Here is an 18,229-nt window from a genome sequence, read left to right on the forward strand (position 1 = left end):
CGCGCGCACCCGTGCCGCCGGGCGGCCCTCCGCCCGCGGGGGGAGGGCAGCCCGCCGGTGCCGGATGCGGCGGGACCGCGCGTGGGAACGGGACCGCATGCGGGACGGGACCGCGCAGGGGACGGGGCCGCGCGTGCGGCGGGGCCGCGCGCGCGGCGGGACCGGCCGCGGTGGCCGGGGCGGTTACTCGCCCGGCCAGTCCGGGCGGCGCTTCTCGTTGAAGGCGGCGACGCCCTCGGCGCGGTCGCCGGAGAAGGCCACCGTGCGCCAGGCGTTGTCCTCGAGGTCGAGGCCGGAGGGGAGGTCCTTGCCCCACCCGAGCCGCATCGCCCGCTTGGCGGCGCGCAGGCCGACGGGGGAGTTCGCGGCGATGCGCGAGGCGAGCGCCAGCGCCTCCTCGCGGTCCCGGCCCGCCTCCACCAGGAGGTCGACGAGGCCCAGCTCGCGGGCCTCCTCCGCCTCCACCCGCCGCGCGGTGAAGATCAGCTCGGCGGCCCGCGCCGCCCCCACCCGCCGCGGCAGCAGCTGCGTGCCGCCGCCGCCGGGGATGACGCCCACGGAGACCTCCGGCAGCCCCACCACCGCCGTGCGGTCGGCGACGATCAGGTCGCAGGAGAGCGCGATCTCGAAGCCGCCGCCCAGCGCGAACCCGTGCACCGAGGCGATCGTCGGCATCGGCAGCTCCAGCACGCCCGTGTACGCCGCCCGGTTGACCGGGCGCTGACGCCGCAGCTCCGCGTCGCTGAAACCGTTCCGCTCCTTGAGGTCCGCGCCCACGCAGAACGCGCGTTCGTGACTGGACGTCAGGACGACGACCCGCGCGTCCCCGTCCGCCGCCAGCGCGTCGCAGGCCGCGGTGAGGGAGCGGGCCATCTCCGTGGAGACCGCGTTCATCGCGCGCGGCCGGTCCAGGACGAGTTCGGCGACGTGACCGTGCCGCACCACGCGCACGAACTCCCCGTAACGCTCCTCGTGCTTGCTCTCGCCCATGCTGGACAGCCTCCCGGTGTCGACGACGTCACTGTTGTCGCCGGGGATCATCTCAGGGCGTCAGCGCGGGCCGCCCCGCCGGGTGAGCAGCCACGGTTCGACCACGCCCAGACCGCGCACCGGCCGCTGCCACATCGGCTGGAGGCCGAACCGGTACCGCTCCTCCTCCTCCTCCTTGGCCTGCTCCTCGGTGGCCGGGGCGTCCTGGGTGCGCCGCAGCTCCTGGGCCAGCTCGCTGTCGACCAGGACCGCGTCCCGGGGGGCTATGGAGGTGAGCCGGGAGGCGAGGTTCACCGTCGTGCCGAAGACGTCGCCCATCCGGGTGGTGACGGTGCCGAAGGCCATGCCGACGCGGAGCTCCGGCATCGTCTCGTCGTGGGCGAGGGTCTCGATCAGGCGCAGCGCGATGTCGGCCGCGACCCTCGCGTCGTCGGCGACGTAGAGGACCTCGTCGCCGAGGGTCTTCACCAGCCGGCCGCCGTGCGCGGCGACCAGGTCGGCGGCGGTGGTCTCGAACGCCTCGACCAGCTCGCCCAGCTCCTCCTCCTCGAGCCGGCGGGTCAGCCGGGTGAAGCCGACCAGGTCGGCGAAGGCGACGCACAGCCGGCGGTCGACCATCTCCTCGTCGTCCGCCGTCTGGATGACGCGGCCGGTCGCGGCGGCGAGCTGGCGGCGCCAGACGTAGACCAGGAACTCCTGGAGCTCGGGCAGGAGCAGCTCGATGAGGGGGTAGGTCACCTCGGTGCGGGTCATGCCCGGCTCGGGGGGCTCGGTGAGGCCCTCCAGGAAGGAATCGATCTGCCATTCCGCCAGACGGGCGGTGGTCTGCCCGGTGGAACGGGCGACCTGCACCGCCATGGCCTCGCTGAGCAGGCCCGCCTCGACGAGACCGGCGAGGCGGCGCAGGGCGAGCACGTCGGCCTCGGTGAGGGCCTTGGCCTGGCCGATGTCGGCGAAGCCCATGGCACGCCAGAAGCGGGAGGCCAGCTCCATGGAGACGCCGGCGCTGCGCGCGGCCTGGAAGGGGCTGTAGCGGCGCTCCGCGCCGAGGATGAGGGCCTCCAGGCGCAGGGCGAGGGGGTCGTCGTCGGAGGTGCCGGTGGTGTTGTGGGCGGCGGAGCGGTCGGCGGCGGACGGTTCCTCGCTGCGGGCGACGGCGTGGGGGCCGGCCTCGGCCGCCCCGTCCCCGGCCGCCTCCGGCCCCGCGGGGCGGGGGCCGGCGGAGGGTCCGGGCTCCGGCTCGGGGTCGCCGCCCGGCCCGGGATGTCCGCCGGTGCCGGAGCCCGTGTCGTCGACGGTCACGCCTGTTGCCCTTCCGATCTGCCGAGGTCAGGTTTCGACCGGCCTCAACTCTACGGCAGGTGTGCCGCAGCTCACTCCCGGATCGGCCCGCCGGGGTCGCCCTCTCCCGGCCCGCCACCCTGGGAGTTCACCTCCGCGCCGCCCCCCGTTCCCGTCGCGCGCTCCGACGCGCCCCCGCGCGCCCCGCCGCACCGCGCGGTGCGGGGGCGGCGGGAGCGTCAGGCCGGGCGGAGGTGGACGATGTCGGCGGCGGAGACGGGGCGGCGGGCGCCGTCGGGGCCGGTGACGACGAGGCGGCCGTCGGCGTCGAGGGCGGTGGCCTCGCCCACCAGGTCGTCGCCGCCGGGGAGCACCGCCCGCACCTGGCGGCCCAGGGTCGCGCAGCCGGCGGCGTAGGTCTCCAGGAGTCCGCTCATCTCGGGGTCCCCGCCGACCACCCGCCACCGGGTGTACCACTGCTCCAGGGAGCGGAGGACGCCGCGCAGCAACGGGTCCCGGTCGGTGACCGCCGCGCCGGCGAGGGCCAGCGACCCCGCCGTCGGCACCGGCAGTTCGTCCGCCCGCAGCGTGACGTTGAGGCCGACGCCCACGACCACCCCCTCCGTGCCCGCCCGCTCGGCGAGGATCCCGCCCGCCTTGCGTTCCTCGCCGTCGACCGTCACCAGCAGGTCGTTGGGCCACTTGAGCGCCGTGTCCAGACCGGCGGTCCGGGCCAGGCCCGTGGCCACCGCGACCCCGGTGAGCAGCGGCAGCCACCCCCACCGCGGCACCGGCACGTCGTTGGGCGCCAGGAGGACGGAGAAGAAGAGCCCCGACCGGGCCGGCGCCGACCACACGCGGTCCAGCCGCCCCCGCGCCGCGGACTGCTCCTCGGCGACCAGCACCGTGCCCTCCTCGGCGCGGCCCGCCCGCGCCGCCTCCACCAGGTCGGAGTTGGTGGAGCCGGTGACCGGGACGACGTCGAGGGCGGTCCACAGGGACTCCTCCCGCACCAGCGCCCGTCGCAGCGCGGCGGCGTTCAGCGGGGGGCGGTCCAGGTCCGACCAGCGGCCGGGCCCGTCGCCGGGGGAGGAGGGGGGTACGGAGCGATCACGCGGCGTCATGCAACCCAGCGTAGGTGTGGGATACGCCGCACTGCCGGACAGGCGGTCCGCCATTACGCTACGGCTGAGTAACCATCCTCCCGCCGACCGAGCCCCCCCACGCCGACACCGACGTACACACCACCACCAGCAGGGAGCCGCACCCCCGATGGCCGAGCCGGAAGAGCTGCAGCAGGGCGACATTCACACCACCGCGGGCAAGCTGGCGGATCTCCAGAACCGCATCCACCAGGCGACGCACGCCGGTTCGGGCCCCGCGGTGGAGAAGCAGCACGCCAAGGGCAAACTGACCGCCCGCGAGCGGATCGAACTCCTCCTCGACGAGGGGTCGTTCGTGGAACTGGACGAGTTCGCCCGGCACCGTTCCACCAACTTCGGCCTGGAACGGAACCGTCCCTACGGCGACGGCGTCGTCACCGGCTACGGCACCGTCGACGGCCGCCCGGTGGCGGTGTTCTCGCAGGACTTCACCGTCTTCGGCGGCGCCCTGGGCGAGGTCTACGGGCAGAAGATCGCCAAGGTGATGGACTTCGCGCTGAAGACCGGCTGCCCGGTCATCGGCATCAACGACTCCGGCGGCGCCCGCATCCAGGAGGGCGTCGCCTCGCTGGGCGCCTACGGCGAGATCTTCCGCCGCAACACCCACGCCTCGGGCGTGATCCCGCAGATCAGCCTGGTCGTGGGCCCCTGCGCGGGCGGTGCGGTGTACTCGCCGGCCATCACCGACTTCACCGTCATGGTGGACCGGACGTCGCACATGTTCATCACCGGCCCGGACGTCATCAGGACGGTCACCGGCGAGGACGTCGGCTTCGAGGAGCTGGGCGGCGCGCACACCCACAACTCCCTCTCGGGCGTGGCCCATCACATGGCCGGCGACGAGAAGGACGCCGTCGAGTACATCAAGCAGCTGCTGTCGTACCTGCCGTCGAACAACCTGAGCGAGCCGCCGTCCTTCCCGGAGGAGGCCGACCTCACGGTCACCGACGAGGACCTGGAGCTGGACCGGCTGGTCCCGGACAGCGCCAACCAGCCGTACGACATGCACACCGTGCTCGAACACGTCCTGGACGACGGGGAGTTCTTCGAGACGCAGTCGCTGTTCGCGCCCAACATCATCACCGGCTTCGGCCGGGTCGAGGGCCGGCCGGTGGGCGTGGTCGCCAACCAGCCGATGCAGTTCGCGGGTTGCCTGGACATCAAGGCGAGCGAGAAGGCGGCGCGGTTCGTCCGGACGTGTGACGCCTTCAACGTGCCGGTGCTGACCTTCGTCGACGTCCCCGGCTTCCTGCCGGGCGTCGGCCAGGAGCACGACGGCATCATCCGCCGCGGCGCCAAGCTGATCTACGCGTACGCGGAGGCCACCGTCCCGCTGATCACCGTGATCACCCGCAAGGCGTTCGGCGGCGCGTACGACGTGATGGGCTCCAAGCACCTGGGCGCCGACCTCAACCTGGCCTGGCCGACCGCGCAGATCGCGGTGATGGGCGCGCAGGGCGCGGTCAACATCCTGCACCGCCGCACCCTCGCCGAGGCCGAGGCCGCCGGCGACGACCTCGAGGCGGTGCGGGCGCGGCTCGTCCAGGAGTACGAGGACACGCTGCTGAACCCGTACATCGCCGCCGAGAACGGCTACGTGGACGCGGTGGTCGCGCCGTCCCAGACCCGCTCCCAGATCGTCCGCGGGCTGCGTCACCTGCGCACCAAGCGGGAATCACTTCCGCCGAAGAAGCACGGCAACATCCCGCTCTAGAACCGGAAACCGCCCCAGGAAGGATCGTGGCAATGACGATCAAGGTCGTGCGCGGCAATCCGACACCCGAGGAGCTGGCCGCCGCACTGGCGGTGGTCCGGGCCCGCGCCGCGGCGGCCGCCGCGGCGCCGGCGGAGGCCGGGGGCGTCCCGGACGCCTGGTCCGATCCGGCCGCCCTCGCCGCGCGCCGGCTGCCGCGGCCGGGGCCGGCCTCCCGCCGCATCCGGCACCGGCGGGCTGCCCTCCCCCCGCGGGCGGAGGGCCGCCCGGCGGCACGGGTGCGCGCGGGCCCCCGCATGCCGCGCCCCGCTCCACCGGGCCCGGCTCCTGGGGATGCGGGGCCGAAGGGCCGAACGGCGCCGTCCGTCCGGGGTGCCCGCGCACGGACCGCGGGAGGCCGGCGCCCGCTACCGCGTCGTGGCCGGCGCCGTGCCGGCCGGCGGCACCGGCGGGACCCCGGTCCCCGTGTCGTCACCGGGCCCGGGCCCCTCGTCCCGCGGGCGGCCCGGGGTCGACAGGAACAGCAGGACCAGCACCAGCACCGCCGCCAGCACCGCGAACGCCTCGACCCCCACCAGCGCGAGCGCCGCCGCGCCCAGCAGGCCGTGCACCACGGCGACCGTCACCAGCAGCCCCGTGCCGAACCTCCCCGGCGCCCTCCCCCGGACGGCGGACACCAGGACCAGCACGCCGCACGCCACGAAGAACAGGGCGAACAGCACCGCCCCGATCCGCGACGAGCGCGCCACCACGTCCGGGTCGAGCCCGTCCAGCGACATCCGTTGGCCCTCGACCATCATGGCGAGGAACCAGTTGAGCCACGCCACCCCGGCCGCCTCGGCGAACATCACCGACGCCAGGACGACGGCCACCGCCCTGCGCACCACCGGCCCCACCCACTTCCGCTGTTTTCCGCTGTCGTCCGGCGGGCGGAAAGGCGTCGCCCGGGAGCGTCCCGGAAGCCCGCCACTGCCCTGACCGGCGTATTACCCGGGGTATCTCCCAAGGTGGCGCGAACGTTACTCACGGGTATACGCAGCGGCAAGAGTTCCGGCGGCCGCAAAGATTCGGCGAGGTGTTCGTAGGTTGTCCACAAAGAAACACGGCTCGCGGCGGCGTGGCTTTACAGAGACCTGGACCACATCGCCGGGCTAGGGTTTCCAGGGGGAGTCCCGCACCACCCGGTGCGACAAGGGATTTCACGGTTCGGCACCCGCCGCCAGGCCCTGGGTTCACGCTCCGTGTGGGCAAGCTCACCACTGTGGACGGGTCGTAGTGACGTGTCGGCAGTCCCTAAACTCGGCTTGTTTCAAGGAGGGAGCCTCATCGTGCGCAAGGTGCTCATCGCCAACCGTGGCGAAATCGCAGTCCGCGTCGCCCGGGCATGCCGGGATGCCGGTATCGCGAGTGTGGCCGTGTATGCAGACCCCGACCGGGACGCTCTGCACGTGCGTGCCGCGGACGAGGCGTTCGCCCTCGGCGGTGACACCCCGGCGACCAGCTACCTGGACATCGCCAAGGTGCTGCAGGCCGCCGCGGACTCGGGCGCCGACGCGGTCCACCCCGGTTACGGGTTCCTGTCCGAGAACGCGGAGTTCGCGCAGGCCGTGATCGACGCGGGCCTGAACTGGATCGGCCCGCCGCCGCAGGCCATCCGCGACCTCGGCGACAAGGTGGCCGCCCGTCACATCGCGCAGCGCGCGGGCGCCCCGCTGGTCGCCGGCACGCCGGAGCCGGTGTCGGGCGCCGACGAGGTGGTCGCGTTCGCCGAGGAGCACGGCCTGCCCATCGCCATCAAGGCGGCGTTCGGCGGCGGCGGCCGCGGCCTGAAGGTCGCCCGCACCCTCGAGGAGGTGCCGGAGCTCTACGACTCCGCGGTCCGCGAGGCCGTCGCGGCCTTCGGCCGGGGCGAGTGCTTCGTGGAGCGCTACCTGGACAAGCCGCGCCACGTCGAGACCCAGTGCCTCGCCGACAAGCACGGCAACGTGGTCGTGGTCTCCACCCGTGACTGCTCCCTCCAGCGCCGCCACCAGAAGCTGGTCGAGGAGGCCCCGGCCCCCTTCCTCTCCGAGGCGCAGGTCGCCGAGCTGTACGCCGCGTCCAAGGCCATCCTCAAGGAGGCCGGCTACGTCGGCGCGGGCACCGTCGAGTTCCTGGTCGGCAACGACGGCACGATCTCCTTCCTCGAGGTCAACACCCGCCTCCAGGTCGAGCACCCGGTGACCGAGGAGGTCGCGGGCATCGACCTGGTGCGCGAGATGTTCCGCATCGCCGACGGCGAGGAGCTCGGCTACGGCGACCCCGAACTGCGCGGTCACTCGTTCGAGTTCCGCATCAACGGCGAGGACCCGGGCCGGAACTTCCTGCCCGCCCCGGGCACGGTGACCCTCTTCGAGGCGCCGTCCGGTCCGGGCGTCCGTCTGGACGCGGGCGTCGAGTCGGGCAGCGTGATCGGCCCCGCCTGGGACTCCCTGCTGGCCAAGCTGATCGTCACGGGCCGCACCCGCAAGGAGGCCCTCCAGCGGGCCGCGCGCGCCCTGGACGAGTTCAAGGTCGAGGGCATGGCCACCGCCATCCCGTTCCACCGCGCGGTGGTCCGGGACCCGGCGTTCGCCCCCGAGCTCACCGGCTCCACGGACCCGTTCACCATCTACACCCGGTGGATCGAGAGCGAGTTCGTCAACGAGATCCCGCCGTTCGCCGCCCCGGCCGAGACCGAGGGCGACGACGAGGGGGACCGCGAGACGGTCGTGGTCGAGGTCGGCGGCAAGCGGCTGGAGGTCTCCCTCCCCGCCTCGCTCGGCATGTCCCTGGCCCGCACCGGCCTGGCCGCCGGCGCCAAGCCGAAGCGCCGCGCCGCGAAGAAGTCCGGCCCGGCCGCCTCCGGCGACACCCTCGCCTCGCCCATGCAGGGCACGATCGTCAAGATCGCGGTCGAGGAGGGCCAGGAGGTCAAGGAGGGCGACCTGATCGTCGTCCTGGAGGCCATGAAGATGGAACAGCCCCTCAACGCCCACCGCTCGGGCACGGTCAAGGGCCTGACCGCCGAGGTCGGCGCCTCCATCAGCTCCGGCGCGCCCATCTGCGAGATCAAGGACTGATCCGCGGAGCCACCACCCCGAGGGCGCGTGAAGCCACCGGCTTCACGCGCCCTCGGGCGTTCCCCGGCGCGGACGGACCGAAAGGCGGGCCGGGCCGACGGCGCGGCGGGTGCCGTCTTCCGGCCCTACCGCCGTCGCAGGTCCGCCACGCGGCCCCGGTCCGGCTGGCCGGTGTCGCCGAGGACGGGGGCGGAACGGAGCTGAGGACCGCCCGGGGCGTGACCGCGGCGGGGGCCCGGCAGGGGGACGTCGCGGCGCTGGCGGCCGCCGCCCTGGGGTTCCGCCCGGTCGGCCCGCTCGGACCCCGGCGCTCCGGCCACGGCGATCTGGACGCCCTGGTCGGCGAGGGCCTGCAGCTCCGTGCCGGCGCGGTCCTCGTGGCCCGGGGGCTCGTCCGTCACCAGACGCGTGATCAGCTCCGTGGGGACCGTCTGGAACATCGTGTCGGTGCCCAGCTTGGAGTGGTCCGCCAGGACCACCACCTCGGAGGCGGCCTGCACCAGCGCGCGGTCGACGGACGCGGAGAGCATGTTGGAGGTGGACAGGCCCCGCTCGGCGGTCAGCCCGCTGCCCGACAGGAAGGCCTTGGACACCCGCAGCCCCTGGAGGGACTGCTCCGCCCCGCTGCCCACCAGCGCGTAGTTGGAGCCGCGCAGGGTGCCGCCGGTCATCACCACCTCCACCCGGTTGGCATGGGCCAGCGCCTGCGCCACCAGCAGCGAGTTGGTGACCACGGTCAGCCCCGGCACCCGCGCCAGCCGGCGGGCCAGCTCCTGGGTGGTGGTGCCCGCCCCGACCACGATGGCCTCGCCCTCCTCGACGAAGCCCGCGGCGAGATCGGCGATGGCGGTCTTCTCGGCGGTCGCGAGATGGGACTTCTGCGGGAAGCCCGACTCACGCGTGAACCCGCCCGGCAGCACCGCGCCACCGTGCCGGCGGTCGAGGAGTCCTTCTGCCTCCAGCGCGCGCACGTCCCGCCGCACGGTCACTTCGGAGGTCTGGACGACGCGGGCGAGCTCCCGGAGCGACACCGCTCCGTTGGCGCGCACCATTTCGAGGATCAATTGACGACGTTCTGCAGCGAACACGAAACTGACAGTAACCCCAACGACTGCCTGGTTTCAGCAGTTTGCGGCGAATTGCAGAAGATGTACGTGATCAGGGGCCGGAAATGGTATAAGGCGCGGCCCGCGTGACTATGCCACACGCATGAGCGGCGACCGACCGTGGCCGGAGAAGTCGCGGCCCCCGCAAAAGGCAGGCGCCGGCCCCGAGTTGGGGGCCGGCGCCTGGAGGCGGGGCGGTGTCAGGACTTGCGCGTGTGCAGCTGGCGCGCCACCTCGGCGATCGAGCCGGACAGCGAGGGGTAGACGGTGAACGCGTTTGCGATCTGCTCCACGGTCAGGTTGTTGTCCACCGCTATCGAGATCGGGTGGATGAGCTCCGAGGCGCGCGGCGCGACCACCACGCCGCCGACCACGATCCCGGTGCCGGGCCGCGCGAAGATCTTGACGAAGCCGTCGCGGATGCCCTGCATCTTGGCGCGCGGGTTGCGCAGCAGGGGCAGCTTCACCACCCGGGCGTCGATCTTGCCCGCGTCCACGTCGGCCTGGGTGTAGCCCACGGTGGCGATCTCCGGGTCGGTGAAGACGTTGGAGGAGACGGCCTTCAGGTTGAGCGGGGCCACCGCGTCGCCCAGGAAGTGGTACATCGCGATCCGGCCCTGCATGGCCGCCACCGAGGCGAGCGCGAACACGCCGGTGACGTCACCGGCCGCGTAGACGCCGGGCGCCGTGGTCCGCGACACCTTGTCGGTCCAGATGTGGCCCGAGTCCTTCAGCCGGACGCCGGCCTCCTCCAGTCCCATCTCGTGGGTGTTGGGGATCGCGCCGACCGCCATCAGGCAGTGCGTACCGGTGATCACCCGGCCGTCCGACAGGGTGACCTCCACCCGGTCGCCCACCCGCTTGGCGGACTCGGCGCGCGAGCGGGCCATCACGTTCATGCCGCGGCGGCGGAACACGTCCTCCAGCACGGCGGCGGCGTCCGGGTCCTCGCCCGGCAGCACGCGGTCGCGGCTGGAGACCAGGGTGACCCGGGAGCCGAGCGCCTGGTAGGCGCCGGCGAACTCGGCGCCGGTGACGCCGGAACCGACCACGATGAGCTCCTCGGGGAGCTCGTCCAGGTCGTAGACCTGGGTCCAGTTCAGGATCCGCTTCCCGTCCGGGCGGGCGGCGGGCAGCTCGCGGGGGTGACCGCCGGTGGCGATCAGCACGGCGTCCGCGGTCAGCGTCTCCTCGCTGCCGTCCACCGCCCGCACGACCACCTTGCGGGAGCCGTCCGCGGCCTGCAGGCCCTCCAGCCGGCCCCGGCCGCGCAGCACCCGGGCGCCGGCCCGGGTCACGGAGGCGGTGATGTCGTGCGACTGCGCCAGCGCCAGGCGCTTCACGCGGCGGTTGACCTTGCCCAGGTCCACGCCGACCACGCGCGCCGGGGTGTCCACGTAGGGCGTGTCGTCGGCGACGATGATCCCCAGCTCCTCGTACGACGAGTCGAAGGTGGTCATCACCTCGGCCGTCGCGATGAGCGTCTTCGAGGGCACGCAGTCGGTCAGCACCGACGCGCCGCCCAGACCGTCCGCGTCGACGACGGTCACCTCCGCGCCGAGCTGCGCGGCTACCAGGGCCGCCTCGTATCCGCCGGGCCCGCCACCAATGATCACGATCCGAGTCACGTGCCCCATTGTCCCGCACCTTTCAAGATCACACCGCCCGGGGGTCCGCCGGCCGCCGCCTCACGCCCGCTCGCGTACCCCGTGCGGGCCCGGAAACGACACGGCAACGATCCGGCCCCGCGGGCGCTCAGGTCTACGCGCGTAGGGATCGAAGGGATAAGGTCTGCCGGGTGAACGCTTCTCTTCTTCGGGACGACCCCTACGCCGCCGCGGCCGCGGCCGCCGACCGCCTCCGGCAGCTCACGGGCACCGGGACGCACGACGTGGCCCTGGTGCTGGGCTCGGGCTGGGCCCCCGCCGTCGACGCCCTGGGCACTCCGGAGACCGACCTGGAGGTCACCGAGCTCCCCGGCTTCCCGCCTCCGGCGGTCGAGGGCCACGGGGGGCGCGTCCGGTCCTACCTGCTGGGCGACCGCCGGGTCCTGGTCTTCCTCGGCCGCACCCACTTCTACGAGGGCCGCGGCGTCGCCTCCGTGGTCCACGGGGTGCGCACCGCGGCCGCCGCGGGCTGCCGCACGGTGGTGCTCACCAACGGCTGCGGCGGCCTGCGCGAGGGCATGCGCCCCGGCCAGCCGGTGCTGATCTCCGACCACATCAACCTGACGGCCACCTCCCCGATCGTCGGCGCGAACTTCGTGGACCTCACCGACCTGTACTCCTCGCGGCTGCGCGAGCTGTGCCGGGAGGTCGACCCGAGCCTGGAGGACGGCGTCTACGCGCAGTTCCCCGGCCCGCACTACGAGACGCCTGCCGAGATCCGGATGGCCCGCGTCCTCGGCGCGGACCTGGTCGGCATGTCCACGACCCTGGAGGCCATCGCGGCGCGTGAGGCCGGCGCCGAGGTGCTGGGCATCTCCCTGGTCACCAACCTGGCGGCCGGCATGACGGGCGAGCCCCTGAACCACGAGGAGGTCCTCCAGTCCGGCCGCGACAGCGCCGCCCGGATGGGCGAGCTCCTCGCCGAACTGCTGCCGCGTCTCTGACACGGCGCGTGACGCCGCGCGGCGCGGACCGCACGGCGGCGGTGTGGCTCCGCGCCGACGGGGTTCCCGTTCCGGGACGGCCCCGTCGACGCCGGCGCCGTCGCCGCGGACCCGGGTGAAGGGGAAGCCCGGGGAACGAGACACCGAACCGGAGGTTGAACCGACCGTGCAGGACACCACCCTGACCGCCCGGGCCCGTGCCTGGCTCGCCGAGGACCCGGACCCGGACACCCGGGCCGAACTGGGCGCCCTGATCGAGGCGGGCGACGAGGCCGCGCTCGCCGGGCGCTTCTCCGGCACCCTCCAGTTCGGCACCGCGGGCCTGCGCGGCGAGCTGGGCGCCGGGCCGATGCGGATGAACCGCGCGGTGGTGATCCGCGCCGCCGCGGGACTGGCCGGGTACCTGCGGGCGCGCGGCCAGGGCGACGGACTGGTCGTGATCGGGTACGACGCCCGGTACAAGTCCGCCGACTTCGCCCGGGACACGGCCGCCGTGATGACCGGCGCCGGCCTGCGCGCCGCGCTGCTGCCCCGGCCGCTGCCGACGCCGGTGCTGGCGTTCGCGATCCGGCACCTGGGCGCGGTGGCCGGCGTCGAGGTGACCGCCAGCCACAACCCGCCGCGCGACAACGGCTACAAGGTCTACCTGGGCGACGGCTCGCAGATCGTGCCGCCGGCCGACGCGGAGATCGCCGCCGAGATCGCGGCGGTGCGGTCGCTGGACGACGTGCCGCGACCGGAGTCCGGCTGGGAGGTCCTGGACGACTCCGTGCTGGACGCCTACCTCGCCCGCACGGACGCGGTGCTGACGCCGGGCTCGCCCCGGACCGCGCGGACCGTCTACACGGCGATGCACGGGGTCGGCAAGGACGTGGTGCTGGCGGCCTTCGCCCGGGCCGGGTTCCCCGCGCCGGTGCTGGTGGCCGAGCAGGCCGAGCCGGACCCGGCGTTCCCGACGGTGGCGTTCCCGAACCCGGAGGAGCCGGGGGCGATGGACCTCGCCTTCGCGACGGCGCGGGAGGCGGAACCGGATCTGGTGATCGCCAACGACCCGGACGCCGACCGGTGCGCGGTCGCGGTGCGGGACCGCTCCGACGACGGCGACGGCACCGGCTGGCGGATGCTGCGGGGCGACGAGGTGGGCGCGCTGCTCGCGGCGCACCTGGCCGAGCGGGGCGTCGCGGGCACCTTCGCCGAGTCGATCGTCTCCTCGTCCCTCCTCGGACGGATCGCCCGGAAGGCGGGGGTCGGCCACGAGGAGACGCTCACCGGCTTCAAGTGGATCGCCCGGGTGGACGGCCTGCGGTACGGGTACGAGGAGGCGCTCGGCTACTGCGTCGACCCGGACGGGGTGCGCGACAAGGACGGCGTGACGGCGGCGCTGCTGGTCACCGAGCTGGCCTCGGTGCTCAAGGAGCGCGGCCGGACCCTGGTGGACCTGCTCGACGACCTGGCGGTCGAGCACGGGCTGCACGCGACGGACCAGCTCTCGGTGCGGGTCTCGGACCTCGGGGTCATCGCCGGGGCGATGGCGCGGCTGCGGAAGTCGCCCCCCGCCTCGCTGGCCGGCCTCCCGGTGGCCCTGGCCGAGGACCTCTCGGAGGGGACGGAGACCCTGCCGCCCACGGACGGCCTGCGCTACACCCTGGACGGCGCCCGCGTGATCGTCCGCCCCAGCGGCACGGAGCCGAAGCTCAAGTGCTACCTGGAGGTCGTCGTCCCCGTCGCCTCCCGCGACGCCCTCCCCGGCGCCCGGGAGACGGCCGCGGAGCTCCTGGCCGCCCTGAAGCGCGACTTCGCGGAGGCCGCGGGCCTGTAGGCGCACCGCCGGCCGGGTCCGCGCGGGCCCGGCCGGCGGGGTCCCGGGCCGCCCGCCTTCCGCACCGGCCGGCATGGTGCCGCGGCCACCGGACCGGACGACGTGCCCTCGGGCACCGCCGCCGCCCGCCCGGAGCGACCGCGGGGGACATCGCCCCGTCCGTCGGCGGGGCGGGCGTTCCCGCAGGACGTCACGGCGCAAGCGCGGGAACCGGGTACGGCACCGGGCGGGACGGGACGTCCGGCGGCGGGCGGCGGCACCGCCCCACCGGCGTCACCCGGCGGCCGCCACACGTTCGGGGGGATCAGGTGATCAGCTGGACGATGCCCAGGACGACGAGGCCCGCGAGGACCGGGGCGAAGATCTCGTACGCCCACCGCACGGTGACCTCGCCGGGCGCCGCGGACGCCCGCCGCTCCTGCAGCTCACGCAGGTCGTCGACGATCCGGTCCGTGTCGCCCCGCCCCGGCGCCGCCGCGACCCCCGCCGCGACCCCGTCCGTGGACATCCCCACCGGCGACACCGCGTCCTGCCGCGCCTTCACCCGCTGCGCCTTCTTCCGCGCCCGCAGGGACACCGGCAGCGCCCACAGCTGGTACCGCCTGCCCCCGGTGTCCAGCACCTCGTGGGAGTAACCGGAACGGAACGCGGCCACCGCGCCCCACGGCAGCGTGACCGTCCGGAACGGGTTCCGCACCCGCAACCGGTCCTCGTCGACGTGGACGGCCGGGCGGAAGGTGAACGCGACCACCACCGGCGCCACGATCAGCACGACGGCCAGCGCCGACCAGGCCGTCCGCGCCGTGCCGTTGACGATCGCGTCCAAGGCCAGCGCGCCGAAGACCAGGGTCAGCAGGATGCCGCCCGCGATGGCCGAGTTCGACCGGAAGACCCGCACGGGGCCCGGTCCACGGCCCGGTTCCGGGGACGACTGGTGGTCGGAGGGGGTGCTCATGGCCCCGATTGTGCCCGACGCCCCCGCCGCCGGCCGCCCCCGGTGGCCGACCGGCGTCGGAAACGGAATCGGGTCGAGACATTCCCCCCTCCCCTTCAGCTACACGCGTAGATATGCTCGTGTGGTGACCATGTCGACGACACCCCACGTACCGGCCGCGCACGCGCTGACCGACGTCACCGGTTCCGACGCCTCGCTGCGCCGCTTCCTCCACGGCCTGCCCGGCGTCGACGCGGTGGGCCTGGAGGCCCGCGCCGCCGCGCTCGGCACCCGCTCGATCAAGACCACGTCCAAGGCGTACGCCCTCGACCTGGCGATCTCGATGGTGGACCTGACCACCCTGGAGGGCGCCGACACCCCCGGCAAGGTCCGCGCGCTGGGCGCCAAGGCGGTCCACCCGGACCCGACCGACCGCACCGCCCCCGCCACCGCCGCGGTCTGCGTCTACCCGGACATGGTGGCCGTCGCCAAGGAGGCCGTCGCCGGCTCCGGCGTGAAGGTCGCCTCCGTGGCCACCGCCTTCCCGGCCGGCCGCGCCTCGATGGCGGTCAAGCTGGCCGACGTCCGCGAGGCCGTCGACGCGGGCGCCGACGAGGTCGACATGGTCATCGACCGCGGCGCCTTCCTCTCCGGCCGCTACCTGAAGGTCTTCGAGGAGATCACCGCCGTCAAGCAGGCCTGCGGCGACGCGGCCCGCCTGAAGGTGATCTTCGAGACCGGCGAGCTGTCCACCTACGACAACATCCGCCGGGCGAGCTGGCTGGCGATGCTGGCGGGCGCGGACTTCATCAAGACCTCCACCGGCAAGGTGGCCGTCAACGCCACCCCGGCCAACACCCTGCTCATGCTCCAGGCCGTGCGCGACTTCCGCGACCGCACCGGCGTGCAGATCGGCGTGAAGCCGGCCGGCGGCATCCGCACGGCCAAGGACGCGGTCAAGTTCCTGGTGCTGGTCGGCGAGACCGCCGGCACCGACTGGCTGGACCCGCACTGGTTCCGCTTCGGCGCCTCCTCCCTCCTCAACGACCTGCTGATGCAGCGGCAGAAGCTGGCCACCGGCCGCTACTCCGGCCCCGACTACGTGACGGTGGACTGATCCCCATGACCTTCGAGTACGCACCGGCGCCCGAGTCCCGTTCGGTGGTGGACATCGCCCCCTCCTACGGGCTGTTCATCGACGGCGAGTTCACCGACGCCGCCGACGGCCGCGTCTTCAAGACGGTCTCCCCCTCCACCGAGGAGGTCCTCTCCGAGGTGGCCCGGGCCGGCGAGGCCGACGTGGACCGCGCGGTCGCCGCGGCCCGCCGCGCCTTCGCGTCCTGGTCCGCGCTGCCGGGCAGCGAGCGCGCCAAGTACCTGTTCCGCATCGCGCGGATCGTCCAGGAGCGCTCCCGCGAGCTGGCCGTCCTGGAGACCCTGGACAACGGCAAGCCGATCAAGGAGACCCGCGACACCGACCTCCCGCTGGTCGCCGCGCACTTCTTCTACTACGCGGGCTGGGCCGACAAGCTGGAGCACGCCGGCTTCGGTTCCTCGCCGAAGCCCCTGGGCGTGGCCGCGCAGGTCATCCCGTGGAACTTCCCCCTGCTGATGCTGGCGTGGAAGATCGCCCCGGCGCTCGCCACCGGCAACACGGTCGTCCTCAAGCCCGCCGAGACGACCCCGCTGTCCGCCCTGTTCTTCGCGGACGTCTGCCGCCAGGCCGGGCTCCCCAAGGGCGTCGTCAACATCCTGCCCGGCTACGGCGAGACCGGCGCCGCGCTGGTCGCCCACCCGGACGTGAACAAGGTCGCCTTCACCGGCTCCACCGGCGTCGGCAAGGAGATCGCCCGCACGGTGGCCGGCACCCGCAAGAAGCTCACCCTGGAGCTCGGCGGCAAGGGCGCCAACATCGTCTTCGACGACGCGCCGGTCGACCAGGCGGTCGAGGGCATCGTCAGCGGCATCTTCTTCAACCAGGGCCAGGTCTGCTGCGCGGGCAGCCGCCTGCTGGTGCAGGAGTCGGTGCACGACGAGGTGCTGGACGCCCTCAAGCGGCGCATCTCCACGCTCCGCCTCGGCGACCCGCTGGACAAGAACACCGACATCGGCGCGATCAACTCCGCCGAGCAGCTGGCCCGGATCACCTCGCTCGCCGACCAGGGCGAGGCGGAGGGCGCCGAGCGCTGGACCGCCCCGTGCGAACTCCCGTCCTCCGGCTACTGGTTCGCGCCCACCGTCTTCAGCGGCGTCACCCAGGCGCACACCGTCGCCCGCGACGAGATCTTCGGCCCGGTCCTCTCGGTCCTCACCTTCCGCACCCCGGACGAGGCCGTCGCCAAGGCCAACAACACCGCCTACGGCCTCTCCGCGGGCATCTGGACCGACAAGGGCTCCCGCATCCTCGCGGTGGCGAACAAGCTGCGCGCGGGCGTCGTCTGGTCCAACACGTTCAACAAGTTCGACCCCACCTCGCCGTTCGGCGGCTACAAGGAGTCGGGTTACGGCCGCGAGGGCGGTCGCCACGGGCTGGAGGCCTACCTCGATGTCTGAGCGTCTGAGCGTTTTCAAGACCTACAAGCTGTACGTGGGAGGGAAGTTCCCGCGTTCCGAGAGCGGCCGGGTGTACGAGGTGACGGGCTCCAAGGACGAGAACTGGCTTGCCAACGCCCCGCTTTCGTCCCGGAAGGACGCCCGTGACGCGGTGGTCGCCGCGCGCAAGGCGTTCGGCGGCTGGTCGGGCGCCACGGCGTACAACCGGGGCCAGGTCCTCTACCGCGTCGCGGAGATGCTGGAGGGCCGCCGCAGCCAGTTCACCCGTGAGGTGGCCGACGCCGAGGGGCTGTCCAAGGCCAAGGCGGCCGCCCTCGTCGACCTGACCGTCGACCGCTGGGTCTGGTACGCGGGCTGGACCGACAAGATCGCCCAGATCGCCGGCGGCGCCAACCCGGTCGCGGGCCCGTTCTTCAACCTCTCCACCCCCGAGCCCACCGGCGTGGTGGCGGTGCTGGCCCCGCAGGAGTCCTCGCTCCTCGGCCTGGTCTCCGTCCTCGCCCCGGTGATCGCCACCGGCAACACGGCGGTGGTGGTGGCGAGCGAGCGGTCGCCGCTGCCCGCCCTCTCCCTGGGCGAGGTGCTGGCCACCTCCGACGTGCCGGGCGGCGTGGTCAACGTCCTGTCCGGCCGCACGGCGGAGATCGCGCCGACGCTGGCCTCGCACATGGACGTCAACGCCGTCGACCTCACCGGCGCGGACCCCGCGCTGGCGACGGAGCTGGAGATCGCCGCCGCCGACAACCTCAAGCGGGTGCTGCGTCCGCGCACCGGCGAGGACTTCGCGGCGACGCCGGGCACGGAGCGCCTGACGGCCTTCCTGGAGACCAAGACCGTCTGGCACACCACCGGCTCCCTGGGCGCCTCCGGTTCCTCCTACTGACCGGCCGCCGGACCGCGGCACGCCCCCTCAGGAGGGGAGGGGGCACCGCCGCGGAGCCGGGTGCGGGTACCGCT

The 18,229-nt window shown here is 73.8% G+C and carries 14 protein-coding genes and 1 pseudogene; 8 read left to right on the top strand and 7 right to left on the bottom strand.

Going from position 1 to position 18,229, the window contains the following annotated elements; genetic code table 11:
- Nucleotides 1-183: 183 nt before the first annotated feature.
- The 3 genes from A2U95_RS07485 to A2U95_RS07495 form a co-directional block, all read right to left on the bottom strand.
- The gene (locus A2U95_RS07485) at nucleotides 184-990 is read right to left on the bottom strand and encodes an enoyl-CoA hydratase/isomerase family protein (RefSeq protein ID WP_166021419.1); all 807 of its coding nucleotides are present in this window, start codon (nucleotides 988-990) and stop codon (nucleotides 184-186) included.
- A gap of 60 nt (nucleotides 991-1,050) precedes the next feature.
- Nucleotides 1,051-2,292, bottom strand: coding sequence for an adenylate/guanylate cyclase domain-containing protein (locus A2U95_RS07490; protein ID WP_166021420.1), 1,242 nt, complete (start codon nucleotides 2,290-2,292; stop codon nucleotides 1,051-1,053).
- Nucleotides 2,293-2,510: 218 nt separating this feature from the next.
- Entirely contained in the window at nucleotides 2,511-3,395 is an 885-nt protein-coding gene (locus A2U95_RS07495) for a biotin--[acetyl-CoA-carboxylase] ligase (protein WP_166021421.1), read from the bottom strand.
- Between the two features lie 148 nt (nucleotides 3,396-3,543).
- Here A2U95_RS07495 and A2U95_RS07500 point away from each other — a divergent pair, with 148 nt between their 5' ends.
- Both A2U95_RS07500 and A2U95_RS07505 read left to right on the top strand, forming a co-directional pair.
- A complete protein-coding gene (locus A2U95_RS07500; protein WP_166021422.1) occupies nucleotides 3,544-5,148 on the top strand; it encodes an acyl-CoA carboxylase subunit beta in 1,605 nt (534 codons plus the stop codon).
- A gap of 32 nt (nucleotides 5,149-5,180) precedes the next feature.
- Nucleotides 5,181-5,363 (top strand): annotated as a pseudogene (locus A2U95_RS07505) (acyl-CoA carboxylase epsilon subunit); the annotation flags it as partial.
- Between the two features lie 192 nt (nucleotides 5,364-5,555).
- Here A2U95_RS07505 and A2U95_RS07510 read toward each other — a convergent pair.
- A complete protein-coding gene (locus A2U95_RS07510; RefSeq protein WP_240957236.1) occupies nucleotides 5,556-6,035 on the bottom strand; it encodes a hypothetical protein in 480 nt (159 codons plus the stop codon).
- Nucleotides 6,036-6,476: 441 nt separating this feature from the next.
- On the opposite strand from A2U95_RS07510, the gene A2U95_RS07515 reads away from it, so the two are divergent.
- Entirely contained in the window at nucleotides 6,477-8,249 is a 1,773-nt protein-coding gene (locus A2U95_RS07515; protein ID WP_166021423.1) for an acetyl/propionyl/methylcrotonyl-CoA carboxylase subunit alpha, read from the top strand.
- Nucleotides 8,250-8,374: 125 nt separating this feature from the next.
- Here A2U95_RS07515 and A2U95_RS07520 read toward each other — a convergent pair whose 3' ends face one another.
- Both A2U95_RS07520 and A2U95_RS07525 read right to left on the bottom strand, forming a co-directional pair.
- Nucleotides 8,375-9,337, bottom strand: a complete 963-nt coding sequence (locus tag A2U95_RS07520; protein ID WP_166021424.1) for a DeoR/GlpR family DNA-binding transcription regulator — start codon at nucleotides 9,335-9,337, stop codon at nucleotides 8,375-8,377.
- Between the two features lie 218 nt (nucleotides 9,338-9,555).
- On the bottom strand, nucleotides 9,556-10,992 hold the full coding sequence (locus tag A2U95_RS07525) for an NAD(P)H-quinone dehydrogenase (RefSeq protein ID WP_166021425.1): 1,437 nt from the start codon (nucleotides 10,990-10,992) through the stop codon (nucleotides 9,556-9,558).
- 161 nt (nucleotides 10,993-11,153) lie between these two features.
- Here A2U95_RS07525 and A2U95_RS07530 point away from each other — a divergent pair, with 161 nt between their 5' ends.
- Entirely contained in the window at nucleotides 11,154-11,966 is an 813-nt protein-coding gene (locus A2U95_RS07530) for a purine-nucleoside phosphorylase (protein ID WP_166021426.1), read from the top strand.
- A gap of 166 nt (nucleotides 11,967-12,132) precedes the next feature.
- Nucleotides 12,133-13,785, top strand: a complete 1,653-nt coding sequence (locus tag A2U95_RS07535; protein ID WP_166021427.1) for a phospho-sugar mutase — start codon at nucleotides 12,133-12,135, stop codon at nucleotides 13,783-13,785.
- 304 nt (nucleotides 13,786-14,089) lie between these two features.
- Here A2U95_RS07535 and A2U95_RS07540 read toward each other — a convergent pair whose 3' ends face one another.
- Complete coding sequence (locus A2U95_RS07540; protein ID WP_166021428.1) at nucleotides 14,090-14,740, bottom strand: PH domain-containing protein; 651 nt, start codon at nucleotides 14,738-14,740, stop codon at nucleotides 14,090-14,092.
- 130 nt (nucleotides 14,741-14,870) lie between these two features.
- On the opposite strand from A2U95_RS07540, the gene deoC reads away from it, so the two are divergent.
- Genes deoC through A2U95_RS07555 form a run of 3 tightly spaced genes read left to right on the top strand, consistent with a single transcriptional unit; the run spans nucleotide 14,871 to nucleotide 18,155 of the window.
- Nucleotides 14,871-15,836 (top strand): deoxyribose-phosphate aldolase, encoded by a 966-nt coding sequence (gene deoC, locus A2U95_RS07545; protein ID WP_206282835.1) that lies wholly within the window; start codon nucleotides 14,871-14,873, stop codon nucleotides 15,834-15,836.
- Nucleotides 15,836-17,272 (top strand): aldehyde dehydrogenase family protein, encoded by a 1,437-nt coding sequence (locus A2U95_RS07550; protein ID WP_166024912.1) that lies wholly within the window; start codon nucleotides 15,836-15,838, stop codon nucleotides 17,270-17,272. Before deoC ends, A2U95_RS07550 begins: the two co-directional genes overlap by 1 nt.
- The gene (locus A2U95_RS07555) at nucleotides 17,265-18,155 is read left to right on the top strand and encodes an aldehyde dehydrogenase family protein (RefSeq protein ID WP_166021430.1); all 891 of its coding nucleotides are present in this window, start codon (nucleotides 17,265-17,267) and stop codon (nucleotides 18,153-18,155) included. The genes A2U95_RS07550 and A2U95_RS07555 overlap by 8 nt, the downstream gene beginning before the upstream one ends.
- Nucleotides 18,156-18,229 lie beyond the last annotated feature (74 nt).

Source organism: Streptomyces chilikensis (genome assembly GCF_001642695.1).
GTDB classification, from domain to species: Bacteria; Actinomycetota; Actinomycetes; order Streptomycetales; family Streptomycetaceae; genus Streptomyces; species Streptomyces chilikensis.

Excerpts from the sequence above, each read along its gene's own strand:
- A2U95_RS07485 (WP_166021419.1), bottom strand. The coding sequence starts at position 990 with ATGGGCGAGAGCAAGCACGAGGAGCGTTACGGGGAGTTCGTGCGCGTG.
- A2U95_RS07495 (WP_166021421.1), bottom strand. The coding sequence starts at position 3,395 with ATGACGCCGCGTGATCGCTCCGTACCCCCCTCCTCCCCCGGCGACGGG.
- A2U95_RS07500 (WP_166021422.1), top strand. The coding sequence starts at position 3,544 with ATGGCCGAGCCGGAAGAGCTGCAGCAGGGCGACATTCACACCACCGCG.
- A2U95_RS07525 (WP_166021425.1), bottom strand. The coding sequence starts at position 10,992 with ATGGGGCACGTGACTCGGATCGTGATCATTGGTGGCGGGCCCGGCGGA.
- A2U95_RS07540 (WP_166021428.1), bottom strand. The coding sequence starts at position 14,740 with ATGAGCACCCCCTCCGACCACCAGTCGTCCCCGGAACCGGGCCGTGGA.
- deoC (WP_206282835.1), top strand. The coding sequence starts at position 14,871 with ATGTCGACGACACCCCACGTACCGGCCGCGCACGCGCTGACCGACGTC.
- A2U95_RS07555 (WP_166021430.1), top strand. The coding sequence starts at position 17,265 with ATGTCTGAGCGTCTGAGCGTTTTCAAGACCTACAAGCTGTACGTGGGA.